Source organism: Hydrogenophaga sp. GW456-12-10-14-TSB4, assembly GCF_059424305.1.
On sequence record NZ_JBWKZH010000046.1, the window covers coordinates 31,629 to 47,916 of the forward strand.

The window sequence follows — 16,288 nt, forward strand, 5'->3', positions numbered from 1 at the left end:
ACACCATGCTCAACCTCAGCGAGTATCGGCAACGCCCCGCCCTACTGGCCGATTGGCTCCCATGGGCTGGACTAGTGGCACCCGGTGTGGTGCTGAACAAGGACGGCTCGTTCCAGCGCACCGCGCGCTTTCGGGGGCCGGACCTGGACAGTGCCACACAGGGCGAACTGGTAGCCACCACCGCGCGCCTGAACAACGCGCTGCGCCGTCTGGGTTCGGGCTGGGCGCTGTACGTGGACGCCGAGCGCAGACCGGCTGCCGACTACCCGCATTCGGTGTTTCCAGAAGCCCTGTCCTGGCTGGTGGACCAGGAGCGGCGCGCCGCATTCGAGGAATCGGCCAGCCACTTCGAGAGCCGTTACCACTTCACGCTGCAGTACCTGCCGCCTGAGGAGTCGCACGCTCGGGCCGCCAACCTGCTCTACGAAAACCGGGCCAGCACCGGTGTGGACTGGCGCGAACGACTGGGTGCCTTCATCGCCGAAACCGACCGGGTGTTCGACCTGCTCGACGGCGTGATGCCCGAGCTCGCCTGGCTGCAGGACGCCGACACGCTGAGCTACCTGCACGCCACGGTGTCGCCACGTGCGTACCCGGTGGCCGTTCCCGAGGTGCCGTTCCACCTCGATGCGCTGCTGGCCGATGCCCCGCTGCTGGGTGGTCTGGCGCCCATGCTGGGTGACGCGCATCTGCGGGTGGCCACGGTGCGCGGGTTTCCCACGTCCACCTGGCCTGGCGTGCTGGACGACCTGAACCGGCTGGGCTTCGGCTACCGCTGGTCCACGCGCTTCCTGTGCATGGACAAGGCCGAAGCTGAGAAGGAGCTGGGCCGCCTGCGCCGCCAGTGGTTCGCCAAGCGCAAGAACGTGATCGCCCTGCTGCGCGAGGCGCTGTTCCAGCAAGAGTCGCCGCTGGTGGACACCGACGCAGGCAACAAGGCCGCCGATGCCGACGCGGCCCTGCAGGAGCTGGGCAGTGACCAGGTGGCTTTTGGCTACGTGACCGCCACGCTCACCGTGCTCGATAGCGACGCCACCGCCGCCGATGAAAAGCTGCGCATGGCCGAGCGGGTGATCCAGGGCCGCGGCTTTGTCACCATCCCCGAGACGCTGAACGCCGTGGAAGCCTGGCTGTCGTCGATCCCCGGCAATGCGTATGCCAACGTGCGCCAGCCCATCGTCTCGACGCTGAACCTGGCGCACCTGATGCCGGTCTCGGCCGTATGGGCGGGGCCAGAGCGCAACCGGCACCTGGACGGCCCGCCATTGGTCGTGACCCGCACCGAGGGCTCGACGCCCTTCCGGCTGGTGACCCACGTGGGTGACGTCGGCCACACGCTGGTGGTGGGGCCGACGGGCATGGGCAAGTCGGTGCTGCTGGCCTTGCTGGCGCTGCAGTTCCGGCGCTACCACGGCTCGCGTATCTTCGCGTTCGACATGGGTCGTTCGATGCGAGCCACGGTGCTGGGCCTGGGTGGAGAACACTACGACCTGGGCCACGACGGCGACATCGCCTTTCAGCCGCTGGCCGGCATCGACCAAGAGGGCTACCGCAGCTGGGCCGCCGAGTGGGTCGAAGGTCGGCTGGCGCACGAAGGCGTGGCCGTGGGGCCGGACGAGAAGGCTGCGATCTGGTCAGCGCTGGGCAGCCTGGCTGGCGCGCCGCGCGAGCAGCGCACGCTCACCGGCCTGTCGGTGCTGCTGCAGTCCAACGCGCTGCGCCAGGCGCTCGCGCCCTACGTGCTGGGCGGCGCTCACGGCAAGCTGCTGGACGCCGACCACGACCGGCTGGGTGCGGCCGACGTGCAGTGCTTCGAGATGGAAGAGCTGATGGGCAGCCGCGCGGCGGTGATGGCCGTGCTCGGCTACCTGTTCGCACGCTTCGAGGCCCGTTTCGACGGTGCACCCACCCTGCTGATGTTGGACGAGTCCTGGCTGTTCCTGGACGACCCGGTGTTCGCCGCACGCATCCGCCAGTGGCTCAAGACACTGCGCAAGAAGAACGTGTCGGTGCTGTTCGCCACGCAGAGCCTGGCCGACATCCAGGGTTCGAGCATCGCGCCGGCCATCGTGGAAAGCTGTGCGAGCCGCATCTTCCTTCCCAACCCACAGGCCACCGAGCCGCAGGTGCGCTCAATCTACGAGGCCTTCGGCCTGAACCGGCGGCAGATCGAGATCGTGGCCACCGCTGTGCCCAAGCGCGACTACTACTACCAATCCCGGCTGGGCAATCGCCTGTTCGACCTGGACCTGCGCGCCGTGGCCCTGGCCTTTGCCGGAGCCTCCTCGCCGCAGGACCAGCGGCTGATCGACGAGGTGCTGGCCACCTGCCCGCCCGAGGGCTTCGCTCCGGCCTGGCTGCGCCACCGTGGCCTGGACTGGGCCGCCGATCTCTTCCACCAACACCCCCATCACCACACCGGGCATGCCCGACCTTCAGGAGAAACGCCATGAGCCTTCGTGCACCGCTTCGCTCGTTCCGGTCTTTCAAACCCCGTCTCGTCGCGCTGGCCACCGCGGCCGCGCTGACCCTGGGCGCCACCCAACCCGCACACGCGCTGTTCGGCGTGGGTGACATCGTGCTGGATCCGGTCAACCTGGTGCAGAACACCATGACGGCCGCGCGCACGCTGGAGCAGATCAACAATCAGATCCGCCAGTTGCAGAACGAGGCGCAAATGCTGATCAACCAGGCGCGCAACCTGGCCAGCCTGCCGTTCAACGTGGTCAACCGCCTGCGTTCGACGCTGGACACGACCCGGCAACTGATCGCTCAGGCCCAGGGCCTGGCCTACCAGGTGTCGCACCTCAACACCGAGTTCGCCCGGCTCTACCCCGAGCAGTACGCCGCCACCGTGGGCGGCAATCAGATGTTCCAGGACGCGCACCAGCGTTGGAAGAACACGCTCAACGGCCTGCAGACCGCCATGCAGATGCAGGCCCAGGTGTCTCAGAACCTGAGCCAGGACGAAGGCGTGCTGGCCGACCTGGTGAGCCAGAGCCAGTCGGCCACCGGCGCGCTGCAGGCCATGCAGGCGACCAACCAGCTGCTGGCCCTGCAGGCCAAGCAGTCCATCCAGTCGCAGCAGCTGATGCTGACACAGGACCGCGCCGCCTCTCTGGAGCTCGCGCGGCAGGCTGCGGCCATCGAGCGCGGCCGCGAGGTGACGCGCCGCTTCATCGGCAGCGGCACGGGCTACACGCCGCAGGGCGTGAGCTTCTACGGCCACTGAAGCACCGGAGGCTCTGCCATGGACGACGTCGCCGTCATCGACCGCTTCCTGAACACCTTCTCCACCTACATCGACTCGGGCTTCGGGTTGCTGAACGGCGAGGTCGCCTTCCTGACCGCCACGCTGGTGGCCATCGACATGACCTTGGCCGGCTTGTTCTGGGCCATGGGCCACGCCACCGGTCAGGGCGAGGATGTGCTGGCCCGGATGCTGCGCAAGGTGCTGTACGTCGGCGCTTTCGCCTACATCATCGGCAACTTCCACAGCCTGTCGGGCATCGTGTTCCGCTCGTTCGCTGGGCTAGGTCTGCAGGCCAGCGGATCGGGCATGAGCCTGGCCACTTTCCTGCAGCCCGGCCACCTGGCCAAGGCCGGCATCGATGCGGCGGCACCCATCCTGCAGCAGATCAGCGACCTCTCGGGCTTCCCCGAGGTGTTCATCAACATCGCGCCCATCGTGGTGCTGTTCCTGGCATGGCTCACGGTGATCGTGAGCTTTTTCGTGCTGGCCGTGCAGCTCTTCGTGACACTGATCGAGTTCAAGCTCACCACGCTGGCGGGCTTCGTGCTGGTGCCCTTTGCGTTGTGGAACAAGACCACCTTCCTGGCCGAGAAGGTGCTGGGCAATGTGGTGTCCTCCGGCATCAAGGTGCTGGTGCTCGCGGTGATCGTGGGCATCGGCACCGGTCTGTTCTCGCAATTCCAGACCGTACCGGCCGAGCCCTCCATCGACCACGCACTGGTGGTGATGCTGGCCTCGCTCTCCCTGCTCGGGCTGGGCATCTTTGGGCCTGGCATCGCGACCGGCCTGGTGTCCGGCGCGCCGCAACTGGGTGCTGGTGCGGCGGCTGGAACGGCGCTGGGTGCCACCGGCCTTGCGGTTGCAGGAGGCGCTGCCGTGGCCGGTGTTGGTGCGGCCGTGGCCGCCGGTGCACGCATGGCGCCGGGCGCGGCACGCGCTGCGATTGGCGGTGGCGCATCGGCGGCCCGATCGGCCAGCGGCCTTGCGGCGGGTGCGAGGTCGGCCTACGAGGCAGGCGCTGCCGCGTCCTCGGGCGGACCGCTGCGCGCCGCTGGTGCGGGCATGGCCAACGTGGCTCGCACGGGTGCCGGCGCCGTAGGCCACAAGCTGGCCGACGGCGCCAAGGCCGTGAAAGACAAGGTGTCGGGTTTTGTGACCGAGGCCGCTGCGCCTGCTGCGGCATCGAGCGCTGAATCGGCCATGTCGAGCTCAAACACATCGGCACCCGCCAACGAGCCTGCCTGGGCCCAGCGCATGCGTCGGCGCCAACAGATCGGCCATGCCGCCGCGACGGCCGCACACACCCTGCGCGGTGGCGATGGCGGTGGCTCGGGCAGTGGTCCCAGCCTTCGTGATTCGGATTCCTGAGGAGAACCCCCACATGCGATTCAAACGACCGCAGGTGCGCTACGCCGACACGCCGCAGCCTGCCACCCCCTACCAATCGGCCGCACAGGCCTGGGACGAGCGCATCGGCTCGGCCCGCGTGCAGGCCCGCAACTGGCGACTCATGGCGTTTGGCTGCCTGTCACTGGCGCTGCTGATGGCCGGCGGCTTGGTCTGGCGCTCTGCGCAGTCCATCGTGACACCCTACGTCGTGGAGGTGGACCAGGCAGGCCAGGTGCGAACCGTCGGCGAAGCCGCCTCACCCTACCGCCCCGGCGATGCGCAGATCGCGCACCACCTGGCCCGCTTCGTGACGCTGGTGCGTTCGTTGTCAATCGATCCCATCGTGGTGCGGCAGAACTGGCTGGACGCCTACGACTACACGACCGATCGCGGGGCCGCCGTGCTCAACGAGTACGCCCGCACCAACGACCCGTTCGTGCGGGTGGGCAAGGAGTCGGTGACGGTGCAGATCACCAGCGTGGTCCGCGCCAGTGACGCCTCGTTCAACGTGCGCTGGTCCGAACAGCGTTACGTCAACGGCGCGCCGGCCGGCACCGAGCGGTGGACCGCCGTGGTCTCCACCGTGTTGCAGACGCCGCGCACCGAGCAGCGCCTGCGCAAGAACCCCCTGGGCATCTACGTCAACGGCCTGTCCTGGAGCCGCGAGCTGGATGCGAACGAAGGAACCAAGTCATGAAAAACCATTGCCCTCTTCCACGTCACGCGGTTGTTTTATTTGCCCTCGCGGCCGCCCTGGCTGGATGCGCCTCGCAGGGCGTGCCGCCGCCGGTGATCCCGCTCGACGAACCAGTGATGGCCCAGCCACTGCCCGAGCCACCCCAGCCCGTGGAGGTGGTCGCCGTGCCGCAGGTGTTGCCCATGCCCGCCCAGATGAAGCCGTTGCCTGAGGCACTGGACAAGTCGACAGCACCCGAACCGGCCGACGAGCGGCTGCGGGTATCACGTGCCAACGCAGAAGCCCGGGTGGCGCCCACGCGGGAAGGCTACGTCAATGCGATCCAGGTCTGGCCCTACTCCGACGGCGCGCTGTACCAGGTCTATGCCGCGCCGGGCCGCGTGACAGTGATCTCACTGCAGGCCGGAGAAGAGCTGGTGACCGTGGCAGCGGGCGACACGGTGCGCTGGGTCGTTGGCGACACGTCCAGCGGCTCGGGCGATGTGCTGCGCGTGAACGTGCTGGTCAAGCCGGTGCGCACGGGTCTGAAGACCAACCTGGTCATCACCACCAACCGCCGCACCTACCTGATCGAGCTGACTTCCACCGAAAAGGCTTGGATGGCGTCGGTGTCCTGGGACTACCCCAAGGACCGCATGTTGGCGCTACAGCGGCAAGCCCAGGCCGCTCAGACCTCTGCGCCGGTGGATGCAGGACTGTCGCTGGAGCGCATCCGCTTCCGCTACGCAATCAGCGGCAGCACGCCGCCCTGGAAGCCACTGCGCGCCTTTGACGATGGCGAGAAGGTCTACATCCAGTTCCCGGCTGGCATCGCACAGGGGGAGTTGCCGCCGCTGTTCGTCATTGGTGCGCAAGGTGACGGGCAGTTGGTGAACTACCGCTTCCGCTCGCCTTACTACATCGTCGATCGCCTGTTCGGCGCAGCCGAGTTACGGCTGGGCGCCGACAAGGGCGACTTGGTCCGCATCGAGCGCACGGACGGTGTGCCGCCCACCGCTCGGAGAGACTGAGAATGGCCACGAACGATTCCACCCCATTGGGTGCCAGCGGCCGCCCCACAGCGGCCAAGGTGTCACCCGAGTCGGTTGCCTTGCGGGCGCAGCCGCAACCGGTGACCCGTCTGAATCGTCGCAGCCTCGCGCTGATGGCGGGCCTACTGGCCTTTGGGGTGTTGGGGGCGACCGTGTGGTCGCTGCAACCGGACGCGCGCCGCGAGGTGAACGATTCCGCCGAACTGTTCAACGTGGATCGGGTATCGCGTTCCGAAGGCCTGGGAAAGTTGCCTACCGACTACTCGAAGCTGCCGCCGCCGCTACCTGCGGCCGTGCCCGAACTCGGGCCACCCTTGCCTGGCGATCTGGGACCCGCCATCGTGAAGTCGCAACAGCCAGTGGTGCCGAGCTATTCGCCGCCGGGACACGACCCAGCCGCGTCGGAGCGTGATGCTCGACGCAAAGAGGCCGAGCAGGCAGCGACGGCATCGGTGTTTTTTCGGAGCGGTGGGCAGCGCGCTACCGCTGCTTCCCCAACTGCTGCAGCGCCCGGTGCTGCCGGCGCGACGCCGAGCAACCTGGCGGGCTTCGACCCGATGGCGGCCGGTCCGACGTCCACACCAGCGCAGGCTGGCAGTGCGGACGCCACGACGGCACAAAACCGACAAGACCAGAAAGAGGCTTTCCAGAAATCCGGCTCCACGGAAACACGCAATTCCGGATCTCTGCAACTGCCTGCCTCGCCGTACCAGGTGATGGCGGGCACGGTGATCGCCGGGGCCTTGGTCACCGGCATTCAGTCGGACCTGCCTGGCGACGTGATCGCCACGGTCACCGAACCGGTCTACGACACCGCCAGCGGCAAACACCTGTTGATTCCCCAGGGATCGCGCATCCTCGGCCGCTACAACAGCCAGGTGAGCTACGGCCAGAGCCGTGTGCAAGTGGTGTGGGACCGGGTCATCCTGCCCGACACATCGTCGTTGACGCTGGACAACCTTGTGGGCTCCGACCCGGCTGGCAGAGCTGGTCTTGAAGACGGCGTGGACTGGCACTGGGATCGGGTGTTCGCGGGCGCCGCGCTGACCTCGCTGCTCGGCATTGGCGCCGAGCTGGCCGCGCCCGAGAACCGGCAAGACGGCAACCGCATCGTGATCGCCGGCCGCGACAGCCTGCAGGACAGCGTGAACCAGATCGGTCAGGAAGTGACCCGCCGCAACCTGAACATCCAGCCGGCACTGACAGCGCGGCCAGGACTGCCTATGCGCGTCATCGTGAATCGCGACCTGGTCCTGCGGCCCTACCAGCCGTTGTTCTTCGTCCGAGGAGCGCCACAATGAGCACAAACCGAAAACTGCGACTGGGACCTCTGCCCAAGACCGAAAGCGTCAAGCTGACCTTCTCGTGTTCGATCACTTTGAAGGCTGAACTGGATCGGTACGCCGCGCTGCATGCGCAGACCTATGGCGAGGCGGTCGATGCGGCGACGCTGATCCCGCACATGCTGGAGGCCTTTATGGCCAGGGACCGTGGATTCAGGCGAGTGGATGCCAAACGCAAGACTCCATTGGCGTCGGACAAGTCGTCCGATGTTGTCGAGGCAATGGAGTGACTGAACCCCATGGCAGTCATGTCGGGAGGACTCCATGTGTAACCTAGCCCAGAGTAGGCAGATCAAGCCTTTCACCGAAGTCACCGGTTATGGCGAAAACGATGTGCGTGAGAACTGCGAGCACCATCAGAGAGACGGTTCAGCATGACCGCCGAAACGATCAACGCCGAACAGTGCGCCGAACTCCTGCACTGCACCGAGCAGCGAATAGAGGAACTGACCCGAAGCGGCGAGCTGCCGGGGATGAAATTCGGTCGCGGTTGGATCTACGTGAAAGCCGACCTGCTGGCCTACATCGCCGAGCGCGCCCGGAAAGAGGCTGAGGAGCGACGCCAGGACCTCAACGCGCGAAGGTCGGTCCCGCGCCTGGACATGGCGATCAGGCCACGGCGGCAGACACCGCCACCGCTTCCGGTGCCGGTGCCGGCCAAAGCCTTTGCGCAAGGTCCACGCCCCTGAAGCTGGCATAGCGTTGGGCCATCACCGAGCCTGGCTTCCATCCCATGATCCTATTCAGTTCCTCCAGACGGAACATGTCGCGCCCGTCTTTGTCTTTCAGTTCTAGCCATCGGCAAGTCGCTTCGTGTCTCAGGTCGTGTTCATGGAGGCCAACGATGTCCATGTACTCGAAAGCGATCCTGAAACGGAATGACAGCCGTTGACTGGTACGCACCAAGCCCTTTTTCCCTTCCTCGATCCCTTCTTCGTGGAGGAACGGGAAGATGTGCGCGTCGGGTTCAAACGGCGGTCGCGATGCAAAGTACGAGGACAGCGCCTGATGCACTTCGGGGCGCATCGGCACATCCCGATAAGAAATCTTCCCACGCCACTGCTTGGTCTCCTTGGCATGGATCACCTTGTTCTCCATGCCAATCTGGCCCCTGGTCAGGGTGTACGCCTCCCTGAGCCGCAGTCCCGTGTTCAGGATCAGCAGGTACAAGGTCAGTAGCGCATCGCCGCCCTTGAGTTCGAGACCGCGCGAGCGATCCGGTCGCTCATAGCCCGACAGCACCGCCACGATCTTCTCGTGCTCTCCTGGCAACAGGCGCCTGTCGCGCGCCACGTTCACCTTCACCTTGCCTCCCTTGGCTTTTGCCATCTGAGCATCGACGTCTGTGTAAGTCGAGTAGCCCTTGGGCAGCAGCTTCACCGGGTTGCTGATCTTGACGTTCACGTTGTGACGCAGGTACTCGTCAATGGCCCGGCTCAGCGCCTGAATGCGGTGCTTGATGGATGAAGGGGACAGGTTCTTCTCCACCTTCAGGGAACGGAGATAGCCGGTCAGCCATTTGTAGTTGGCGTCCAAGAACCGCACTGAACCCACCTCGCGCGTCAGCGTCGAGAGCGTGAGAATTTGCGAAGGGGCCGCGAAGCCACTGTCCGACCACTCACCAAGAATGCGCACCAAGCGCACACTGTCGCCAGTGGACGTGGGGGTGGTCAGCTCTGCCGGCGGCGGGATGTCCGCATGCTTCATCAGCTTCCACTGCTGCCCGTAGGCAATGGCCTCAGCCTCGGTGTCGAAGGTGAAGTACTTGCGCCCGTTCGGAAGCGATGGGTGCCTCAGCCCTATTTCCCACTTCCCGGATGGCTTCAGTCTGGGTTTTGCCATGCCACATCTCCGTCGTGTCAACGAGATGGATCATCGCATGATCTGATCGAGATTTAGCCGCCATTTTGTGGCGTCTGCAGGTACTCCTGAGGCGTTTCTCCGCCTCTATGAAATCAATAAGTTATTGATTTATATAGTCTTCAAGAACAAAGGCAAACGCAACGATCAGCTACAAGATCGAGCTGATCCAGCGCGCGGAGAAGGACGCCGGTCAGGGCCTGCGTTGAACCCCGCCTGACCACGGACGCAAAAAAGCCCGGCATGCCGGGCTTTTTCATGGGCGTTCAGACCGTGCTCAGGGCGCGATCATCACTTCCACACGGCGCGCTTCGGCGTTGTTGCCGGTGCCGGTGGTCTGCTCGGGCTTCTTCAGCTCCAGCGCGCCTTCGGCCACGCCCGCGCCCACCAGGGCGTTGCGCACGGCGATGGCGCGCTGCTTGGCCAGCTCGGCGTTGAAGGCCGGGTCGCCGGTCGTGTCGTGGAAGCCCGACAGCACCAGCTTCTTGCCGGCCTTGGCGGCGGCGATCGCTTCGCCCAGCGCGTCGAGCGCACCGGCGGCCAGGTCGGCCTTGCCGGACGCGAAGTAGAACTTCACCACGCCGTTTTCCACCACCACGCTGGCGTCGTCGCCCACCGGGGCCGCGGCGGTGGCGGCAGGGGCTGCCACGGCGGCCGTGCCGGCGCTGGGCGCCGAACCGCGCGACTTGTGGATACCGATGCCCAGGGCAAGGCCTACCGCCAACACCACCACGCTGACCAGCAGCAGGGCCACAACGCGGTACTCGGGTTCGTCATCCTGAGAGGACATGGGAAACACTCCGTGAAGAATAATGAGGAAAGAACTCGACAAAGATTGTAAATGGCCGACCGTGACACCCTGAGGGCGCGCGCGCTCCACGACCCTGCCCTGAGAAACGGCGCGCAGATGATGGCCGACACGCTGGCGCAGTGGCGCGCGCAGGGGCCGCGCCCCGATCTCTGGGTGTTCGCCTACGCCTCGCTGGTCTGGCGCCCCGAATTCGAGGCCGCCGAGCAGCGCCCGGCCCACGTGCGCGGCTACCACCGCTGCCTGCAGATGTGGAGCCGCGTCAACCGGGGCACCTACGAATGCCCGGGCCTGGTGTTCGCGCTGATGCCCGGCGGCAGCTGCGCCGGCCTGGCCCTGCGGGTGCCGCACGATCAGGTCGAGGCCCTCATGCCGGTGCTGTGGGCGCGCGAGATGCCCAACCCGGTCTACGACCCGAGATGGGTGCATTGCGACACACCCCAGGGCCCGGTGCGCGCGCTGGCCTTTACCCTTTCGCGCCGCAGCCCCAGCTACACCGGCACGCTGAGCGACGAGCGCTACCGCGAGATCTTTGCCCGCTCCTGCGGGCGCTACGGCACCACGCTGGACTACGCGCGCCAGACCTTCGAGGGCCTGCTGCACCACGGCATCCACGACCGGGCGCTGCAGAAGCTGCTGGCCCTCGCCGATTGACCCAGCACAAGGCCCCACCCGGGCACCGCTTCTATACTGCCCGCATGAACATCGCCGACCTGCGCAAGAGCTACGAAAAGGCCGAACTCAGCGAGTCGGCCTCGCACGCCGACCCGCTGCAACAGTTCGACCAGTGGCTCAACGAAGCCATCCGCGGCGAGGTGCCCGAACCCAACGCCATGACGCTGGCCACCGTGGGCCCGGACCTGCGCCCGAGCACGCGCATCGTGCTCATCAAGGGTTACGACGAGCGCGGCATCGTCTGGTACACCAACTACCAGAGCCGCAAGGGCCGCGAGCTGGCGGGCAACCCGTTCGCCGCGCTGCAATTCCACTGGGTCGAGCTCGAGCGCGTGGTGCGCATCGAAGGCACGGTGGAAAAGGTGAGCGACGAAGAAAGCGACGCGTACTTCCACAGCCGCCCGCTGGACAGCCGCATCGGCGCCTGGGCCAGTCCGCAGAGCGAGGTGATCGAGAGCCGCACGGTGCTGGTGACCAATGCCGCGAAGTACGGCGCGCAGTTCCTGCTGAAACCGCCGCGCCCGCCGCACTGGGGCGGCTACCGCCTCAAGCCGGAGAACTGGCAGTTCTGGCAGGGCCGCAAGAGCCGCCTGCACGACCGGCTGCGCTACACCGCGCAGGCCGGCGGCGGCTGGCTGCGCGAGCGGCTGGCGCCCTAATCCCGCTTTTCGATGCGCTGAGCCGCCACCGCATCCAGCATGGCGGCGCTCACGCGCTGTGGGGCGATCTCGGCCAGAGGCACCAGCACGAAGGCCCGCTCACCCATGCGGGGATGCGGCACGGTGAGCCGCGGGGAGTCGATGCGGGCCTCGCCGTAAAGCAGCAGATCCAGATCGAGCGTGCGCGGGGCGTTGCGGTAGGGCCGCTCGCGGCCGGCCGCCAGCTCGATGGCCTGCAAGGCACCCAGCAAGGCCGGCGCGCTGAGCGTGGTGGTGATCTCGGCCACCGCATTGAGGTAGTCCGGCCCGCTGGAATCCACCGGCGCCGTGCGGTACAGGCTGGAAACGCTCTGGACCCGCACACCGGCCACGGCATTCAGGGCCGCGAGCGCCTCGCGCAAGGCCTTCGCGGCATCGCCGAGATTGGCGCCCAGGGCCACATAGGCCGTGACCTCAGCCGCCCGCCTCGTCTGCACCACCGCCCTCCACCGGCCCGGTGCCGTTGGGCTTGCGGCGACGGCGGCGGCGCTTCTTGGCCGGGGCCGAGCCGTCGCCCGACGGCGTGTCGTCGGACGGCGCATCCTCGCCCTCTTCGCCTTCAACGCGGCGGAAGCGCGGGTCCACGTCACCCACCTCGTCGGCGGCGGCCGCCGCGGCCGGGTGGTCCGCGTCCGTGCGCTTGACGCGCCGCGCCTTGCTCGCACCGGGCTTGGCCTGGTTATCGCGCCGTTGCGCGTCCACCATGTCCTCGCGCATGGCATCGCTCGCCGTGCTGAAGGTTTCCCACCAGTGCGCGAGTTCTTCCTCGACCTCGCCCACCTGCCCACGCAGGCGCAGGAAGTCGAAGCCGGCGCGGAACCGCGGCTGCTCGACCAGGCTGAACGGCGAGGTGCCCACGCGCTTGTCGAAGCGCGGCTGCATCATCCAGATCTCACGCATGTCCGCGCCCAGCTTGCCGCGGCCCGACACGTCGCCGATGCGGGCCTCGAAGGCATCGTCCACCGCCGCCTGCAGGGCCGCGAAAGGCGCCGGCGGGCGCTGGTTCGGGCGCGGCGTGAGGTGCTGGTTCCAGGCCTTGCGCACGTCGGCCCAGAGCACGCAGGCGAGCAGGAAGCTCGGCGCCACCGGCTTGCCTTCGCTCACGCGGCGGTCGGTGTCCTGCAAGGCCAGCTTCACGAAGTCGTCGTCGGCGCGCTGCACGACGATGTCGAGCAGGGGATAGATGCCGGTGCCCAGGCCCACGGCCTTGAGCTGCTCGATGCTGGCCAGGGCATGGCCCGTCTGCAGCAGCTTGAGCATCTCGTCGAACAGGCGGCTCTGCGGCACGTCGGCCAGCAGCGTGCGCGAGGAGGCCAGCGGCGCCAGCGTCTTGGCGTCGAAGGTGAAACCCAGGCCGCTGAGCTTGGCCGCGAAACGCACGGCGCGGATGATGCGCACCGGGTCTTCGCGGTAGCGCGTGGCGGCGTCGCCGATCATGCGCAGCGTGCGCTTCTTGGCGTCGCGGATGCCGTGGTGGAAGTCGACCACGGTCTGCGTTTCCGGGTCGTAGTACATCGCGTTGATGCTGAAGTCGCGCCGGGCCGCGTCCTGCTCGATCGGGCCCCAGACGTTGTCCCGCAGCACGCGCCCGCTGGCGTCCACCGCGTGCTTCATGCCCGCGAGTTCACCCTTGCTGGTGCGTTCGTTGCCCGCCACCTGCTCGGCGGCGGTGTTGTCGAGGTAGGCACGGAAGGTCGAGACTTCGATGACCTCGTGCTCGCGCCCCCGGCCATAGACCACGTGCACGATGCGAAAGCGCCGGCCGATGATGAAGGCGCGGCGGAACAGGCCCTTGACCTGCTCGGGCGTGGCGCTGGTGGCCACGTCGAAGTCCTTGGGCCGCAGGCCCAGCAGCAGGTCGCGCACCGCGCCGCCCACCAGGTAGGCCTCGAAGCCGGCCTGCTTGAGGGTGTGCACCACGTCCAGCGCGCGCTGGTCCACCAGCGAGCGGTCGATGCCGTGCACGCTGGCCGGCACGTCTTCGCGCTTGCCGAAGGGATTGGCACGGCGGCTGGAAGGGGCGCTGTTCTTGCCCAGCAGCCGATCGATGAATTTCTTGATCATTCGAATAGGTTCAGTGTGCGCCAGCCCCGTTCAAGGGCAATGGCGCGGAGCCGGGCATCCGGGTTGGTGGCCACGGGCTCGTTGACTTTTTCCAGCAGCGGCAGGTCGTTGATCGAGTCGCTGTAGAAAGTGCTGTGCTGCACGCGCGACCAGTCCAGTCCCCGTGCGGCCAGCCATTGTTCCACACGGGCGATCTTGCCCTCGCGGAACGACGGTGTGCCCCGGATGGCGCCGGTGGGTTCGCCGCGCGCGTCGCGTTCGAGTTCGATGGCGATCAGCTCGTCCACACCCAGGGCCCGGGCGATCGGGCGGGTGACGAATTCGTTGGTCGCGGTGACGATGACGACGGTGTCGCCGGCCGCCTGGTGGCGCCGCAGCAGCGCGCGCGCGGGCTCGTGCATCGCGGGCTCGATCACCTCGCGCATGAACTGCTCGTGCGCCTTCTGCGACACCGCCATGCCGTGCTCGCGCACCGCCTCGATGGCGAATCGCACGTAATGGTGGATGTCGAGCGTGCCGGCCTTGTAGTCGGCATAGAAGCCGGCGTTGGCCTGCGAGAAAACCTGGGCATCGCGCCAGCCGAGCGAGACGGTGAACTCGCCCCAGGCGTAATCGGAATCGAGCGGGATCAGGGTGTGATCCAGATCGAAGAGGGCCAATCTCATTCGTTTTCCAACATGGATTTGATCAGGGGAATGGTGATGGCGCGCTGCGTGCGCAGCGCGTAGGCGTCGAGCTGGTCGAGCAGCATCATCAGGCTGGAGAGGTCGCGCGAGAAGCGGCGCAGCATGAAGTCCATCACCTCGTCGCTCAGGAACACGCCCCGGTCGTCGGCGGCGCGGCGCAACACAGCGCGGCGCTCGGTTTCGCTCAGGGCCTGCAGCTGGAACACGTGGCCCCAGCCCAGGCGGGTGCGCAGGTCCTCGCGCAGGCGCAGGTCGGCCGGCGGGCAGGTCGCCGCCGCCAGCACCCAGCGCGACGTGCCGTGCGCCGGGCTCTGCGCGTTGACGAACCAGTTGAAGGCCGCCGCCTGCTGGGCCGCCGTGTAGAGGTGGCAGTCGTCGAGCAGCACCGCGTCCCACTGGTCGTCGAACTCGGTCGGGTCCAGCACGCTGGCGTCCAGCCAGCCCACGCGGCTGCCCTGCTCGCGCAGGGCTTCGCGCACGGCGCGCAGGAGGTGGGTCTTGCCGCTGCCGCTCTCGCCCCACAGGAAGGTGGGGACCGGTGAACGCAGCGGGTTGCTGGCCCACAGGCGCAGGTGCTCGATCGCGGACTCGTTGCCGGCCCCGACGAAATTGGACAAGGTGGGCAGCGGCGCAAAACCGATGTCCAGCGCCATCTGCCTCATGGGGGTGGGTCCGGTGCTCATGCCTCAGGGCTTCCTGGCGCCGCGCGCGGGCCGTCAAGGTACAGGGCGCTGGCCATGTAGCGCTGGCGCAGGCGGCGGATCGCCACCAGCAGCACCGCGCTCGCGGGCAGCGCGATGAGCACGCCCACGAAGCCGAACAGGTGGCCGAAGGCCAGCAGCGCAAAGATCACGGCGATGGGGTGCAGGCCGATGCGCTCACCCAGCAGGCGCGGTGTGAGATACAGGCTTTCCACCACCTGGCCCACGCCGTACACGGCGGCCACCAGAGCCACGCCCAGCACGGTCTGGAATTCGAGCAGCGCGGCCAGCAGGGCCAGCACCAGGCCCAGGCCGAAGCCCAGGTAGGGCACGAACACGGCCAGGCCGGTGAACACCCCGATGGGCAAGGCCAGGTTCAGGCCGACGAGCGCGAGCGCCACGGTGTAGAACACCGCCAGCACGCCCATCACCAGCAGCTGCCCACGCAGGTACTGGCCGAGCACGCCGTCGGTCTCGTCCAGAAAGCTCTGCACGCTGTCGCGCCAGCGCGGCGGAATCAGCGACTTGGTGCGCTCGACCAGGTTGTCCCAGTCCAGCAGCAGGTAGTAGGCCACGATGGGCATGAGGAACAAGTTGCCGAACACCGCCGCCAGCGCGCTGCCGCCGATGCGCAGGGAGGCGAGCAGGCTCTCCAGGATCTCGCCCTCGTGCCCGGACACCAGCTTGGTCAGCCAGCCGCGCACCAGGTTCACGTCCACCGACAGGCTCACGCCAAAGCGCCCGGCCAGCGGCGTGAGCCAGGCATTGAGGCGGTTGAGCAGCTCGGGCACCTGCTCGCGCAGCAGCGGCACCTGCTTGGTGATGACGGGCACGATGAGCAGCAACACCGCCAGCAGCACCAGCATCAGCAGGGTGATGGCCAAGCCGGCGCCCAGCCAGCGCGGCACGCCCTTGCCGTGCAGGCGCTCGACCAGCGGGTGCAGCGCGTACGCCAGCACGGCGGCCAGCAGAAAGGGCATCAGCACAGGGGCCAGCAGCGAGAGCAGCAGCCAGATGACGACCGCGATCGACGCCCACAACAGGGCTCGGATCTGGTTGGAAGTCAGGGGCATGGGGCGGGGG

Annotated in this window: 17 protein-coding genes; 10 read left to right on the top strand and 7 right to left on the bottom strand. The window is 67.4% G+C overall.

Annotated features, from left to right (window positions below; translation table 11 throughout):
• Nucleotides 1–5: 5 nt before the first annotated feature.
• The 8 genes from trbE (at nt 6) to AC07ZS_RS20490 (ending at nt 8,402) form a co-directional block, all read left to right on the top strand.
• Nucleotides 6–2,453, top strand: a complete 2,448-nt coding sequence (trbE, locus tag AC07ZS_RS20455; RefSeq protein ID WP_494800365.1) for a conjugal transfer protein TrbE — start codon at nt 6–8, stop codon at nt 2,451–2,453.
• Nucleotides 2,450–3,232, top strand: a complete 783-nt coding sequence (gene trbJ, locus AC07ZS_RS20460; RefSeq protein ID WP_494800366.1) for a P-type conjugative transfer protein TrbJ — start codon at nt 2,450–2,452, stop codon at nt 3,230–3,232. Before trbE ends, trbJ begins: the two co-directional genes overlap by 4 nt.
• Before the next feature lie 18 nt (nt 3,233–3,250).
• A complete protein-coding gene (gene trbL, locus AC07ZS_RS20465) occupies nt 3,251–4,621 on the top strand; it encodes a P-type conjugative transfer protein TrbL (RefSeq protein ID WP_494800367.1) in 1,371 nt (456 codons plus the stop codon).
• Nucleotides 4,622–4,634: 13 nt separating this feature from the next.
• A complete protein-coding gene (trbF, locus tag AC07ZS_RS20470; RefSeq protein WP_494800368.1) occupies nt 4,635–5,339 on the top strand; it encodes a conjugal transfer protein TrbF in 705 nt (234 codons plus the stop codon).
• On the top strand, nt 5,336–6,349 hold the full coding sequence (gene trbG / locus AC07ZS_RS20475; protein ID WP_494800369.1) for a P-type conjugative transfer protein TrbG: 1,014 nt from the start codon (nt 5,336–5,338) through the stop codon (nt 6,347–6,349). Before trbF ends, trbG begins: the two co-directional genes overlap by 4 nt.
• A 2-nt stretch (nt 6,350–6,351) precedes the next feature.
• Nucleotides 6,352–7,671 (top strand): TraB/TrbI/VirB10 family type IV secretion system protein, encoded by a 1,320-nt coding sequence (locus AC07ZS_RS20480; protein ID WP_494800370.1) that lies wholly within the window; start codon nt 6,352–6,354, stop codon nt 7,669–7,671.
• Complete coding sequence (locus AC07ZS_RS20485) at nt 7,668–7,943, top strand: DUF2274 domain-containing protein (protein WP_494800371.1); 276 nt, start codon at nt 7,668–7,670, stop codon at nt 7,941–7,943. The genes AC07ZS_RS20480 and AC07ZS_RS20485 overlap by 4 nt, the downstream gene beginning before the upstream one ends.
• A 144-nt stretch (nt 7,944–8,087) precedes the next feature.
• Nucleotides 8,088–8,402 (top strand): helix-turn-helix domain-containing protein, encoded by a 315-nt coding sequence (locus AC07ZS_RS20490; RefSeq protein ID WP_494800372.1) that lies wholly within the window; start codon nt 8,088–8,090, stop codon nt 8,400–8,402.
• Here AC07ZS_RS20490 and AC07ZS_RS20495 read toward each other — a convergent pair.
• On the bottom strand, nt 8,323–9,555 hold the full coding sequence (locus AC07ZS_RS20495) for a tyrosine-type recombinase/integrase (RefSeq protein ID WP_494800373.1): 1,233 nt from the start codon (nt 9,553–9,555) through the stop codon (nt 8,323–8,325). The genes AC07ZS_RS20490 and AC07ZS_RS20495 overlap by 80 nt on opposite strands.
• A gap of 295 nt (nt 9,556–9,850) precedes the next feature.
• Nucleotides 9,851–10,363, bottom strand: a complete 513-nt coding sequence (locus tag AC07ZS_RS20500; protein WP_494800374.1) for an OmpA family protein — start codon at nt 10,361–10,363, stop codon at nt 9,851–9,853.
• A 51-nt stretch (nt 10,364–10,414) separates the two neighbouring features.
• Here AC07ZS_RS20500 and AC07ZS_RS20505 point away from each other — a divergent pair, with 51 nt between their 5' ends.
• Entirely contained in the window at nt 10,415–11,035 is a 621-nt protein-coding gene (locus AC07ZS_RS20505) for a gamma-glutamylcyclotransferase (protein WP_494800375.1), read from the top strand.
• A 44-nt stretch (nt 11,036–11,079) separates the two neighbouring features.
• The gene (pdxH, locus tag AC07ZS_RS20510) at nt 11,080–11,715 is read left to right on the top strand and encodes a pyridoxamine 5'-phosphate oxidase (protein WP_494800376.1); all 636 of its coding nucleotides are present in this window, start codon (nt 11,080–11,082) and stop codon (nt 11,713–11,715) included.
• On the opposite strand, the gene folK is transcribed toward pdxH, so the two are convergent.
• Genes folK through AC07ZS_RS20535 form a run of 5 tightly spaced genes read right to left on the bottom strand, consistent with a single transcriptional unit; the run spans nt 11,712 to nt 16,278 of the window.
• Nucleotides 11,712–12,191, bottom strand: a complete 480-nt coding sequence (folK, locus tag AC07ZS_RS20515; protein WP_494800377.1) for a 2-amino-4-hydroxy-6-hydroxymethyldihydropteridine diphosphokinase — start codon at nt 12,189–12,191, stop codon at nt 11,712–11,714. The two genes, pdxH and folK, sit on opposite strands and share 4 nt — an antisense overlap.
• The gene (pcnB, locus tag AC07ZS_RS20520) at nt 12,169–13,818 is read right to left on the bottom strand and encodes a polynucleotide adenylyltransferase PcnB (RefSeq protein WP_494800378.1); all 1,650 of its coding nucleotides are present in this window, start codon (nt 13,816–13,818) and stop codon (nt 12,169–12,171) included. Before pcnB ends, folK begins: the two co-directional genes overlap by 23 nt.
• Nucleotides 13,815–14,483, bottom strand: coding sequence for a histidinol-phosphatase (locus AC07ZS_RS20525; RefSeq protein WP_494800379.1), 669 nt, complete (start codon nt 14,481–14,483; stop codon nt 13,815–13,817). The genes pcnB and AC07ZS_RS20525 overlap by 4 nt, the downstream gene beginning before the upstream one ends.
• Nucleotides 14,480–15,166 (bottom strand): DnaA regulatory inactivator Hda, encoded by a 687-nt coding sequence (hda, locus tag AC07ZS_RS20530; RefSeq protein ID WP_494800382.1) that lies wholly within the window; start codon nt 15,164–15,166, stop codon nt 14,480–14,482. The genes AC07ZS_RS20525 and hda overlap by 4 nt, the downstream gene beginning before the upstream one ends.
• Before the next feature lie 17 nt (nt 15,167–15,183).
• On the bottom strand, nt 15,184–16,278 hold the full coding sequence (locus AC07ZS_RS20535; protein WP_494800383.1) for an AI-2E family transporter: 1,095 nt from the start codon (nt 16,276–16,278) through the stop codon (nt 15,184–15,186).
• Between the last annotated feature and the right edge of the window lie 10 nt (nt 16,279–16,288).

Excerpts from the sequence above, each read along its gene's own strand:
- trbE (WP_494800365.1), top strand. The coding sequence starts at position 6 with ATGCTCAACCTCAGCGAGTATCGGCAACGCCCCGCCCTACTGGCCGAT.
- trbJ (WP_494800366.1), top strand. The coding sequence starts at position 2,450 with ATGAGCCTTCGTGCACCGCTTCGCTCGTTCCGGTCTTTCAAACCCCGT.
- trbL (WP_494800367.1), top strand. The coding sequence starts at position 3,251 with ATGGACGACGTCGCCGTCATCGACCGCTTCCTGAACACCTTCTCCACC.
- trbF (WP_494800368.1), top strand. The coding sequence starts at position 4,635 with ATGCGATTCAAACGACCGCAGGTGCGCTACGCCGACACGCCGCAGCCT.
- trbG (WP_494800369.1), top strand. The coding sequence starts at position 5,336 with ATGAAAAACCATTGCCCTCTTCCACGTCACGCGGTTGTTTTATTTGCC.
- AC07ZS_RS20480 (WP_494800370.1), top strand. The coding sequence starts at position 6,352 with ATGGCCACGAACGATTCCACCCCATTGGGTGCCAGCGGCCGCCCCACA.
- AC07ZS_RS20485 (WP_494800371.1), top strand. The coding sequence starts at position 7,668 with ATGAGCACAAACCGAAAACTGCGACTGGGACCTCTGCCCAAGACCGAA.
- AC07ZS_RS20490 (WP_494800372.1), top strand. The coding sequence starts at position 8,088 with ATGACCGCCGAAACGATCAACGCCGAACAGTGCGCCGAACTCCTGCAC.
- AC07ZS_RS20495 (WP_494800373.1), bottom strand. The coding sequence starts at position 9,555 with ATGGCAAAACCCAGACTGAAGCCATCCGGGAAGTGGGAAATAGGGCTG.
- AC07ZS_RS20500 (WP_494800374.1), bottom strand. The coding sequence starts at position 10,363 with ATGTCCTCTCAGGATGACGAACCCGAGTACCGCGTTGTGGCCCTGCTG.
- AC07ZS_RS20505 (WP_494800375.1), top strand. The coding sequence starts at position 10,415 with ATGGCCGACCGTGACACCCTGAGGGCGCGCGCGCTCCACGACCCTGCC.
- pdxH (WP_494800376.1), top strand. The coding sequence starts at position 11,080 with ATGAACATCGCCGACCTGCGCAAGAGCTACGAAAAGGCCGAACTCAGC.
- pcnB (WP_494800378.1), bottom strand. The coding sequence starts at position 13,818 with ATGATCAAGAAATTCATCGATCGGCTGCTGGGCAAGAACAGCGCCCCT.
- AC07ZS_RS20525 (WP_494800379.1), bottom strand. The coding sequence starts at position 14,483 with ATGAGATTGGCCCTCTTCGATCTGGATCACACCCTGATCCCGCTCGAT.
- hda (WP_494800382.1), bottom strand. The coding sequence starts at position 15,166 with ATGAGGCAGATGGCGCTGGACATCGGTTTTGCGCCGCTGCCCACCTTG.
- AC07ZS_RS20535 (WP_494800383.1), bottom strand. The coding sequence starts at position 16,278 with ATGCCCCTGACTTCCAACCAGATCCGAGCCCTGTTGTGGGCGTCGATC.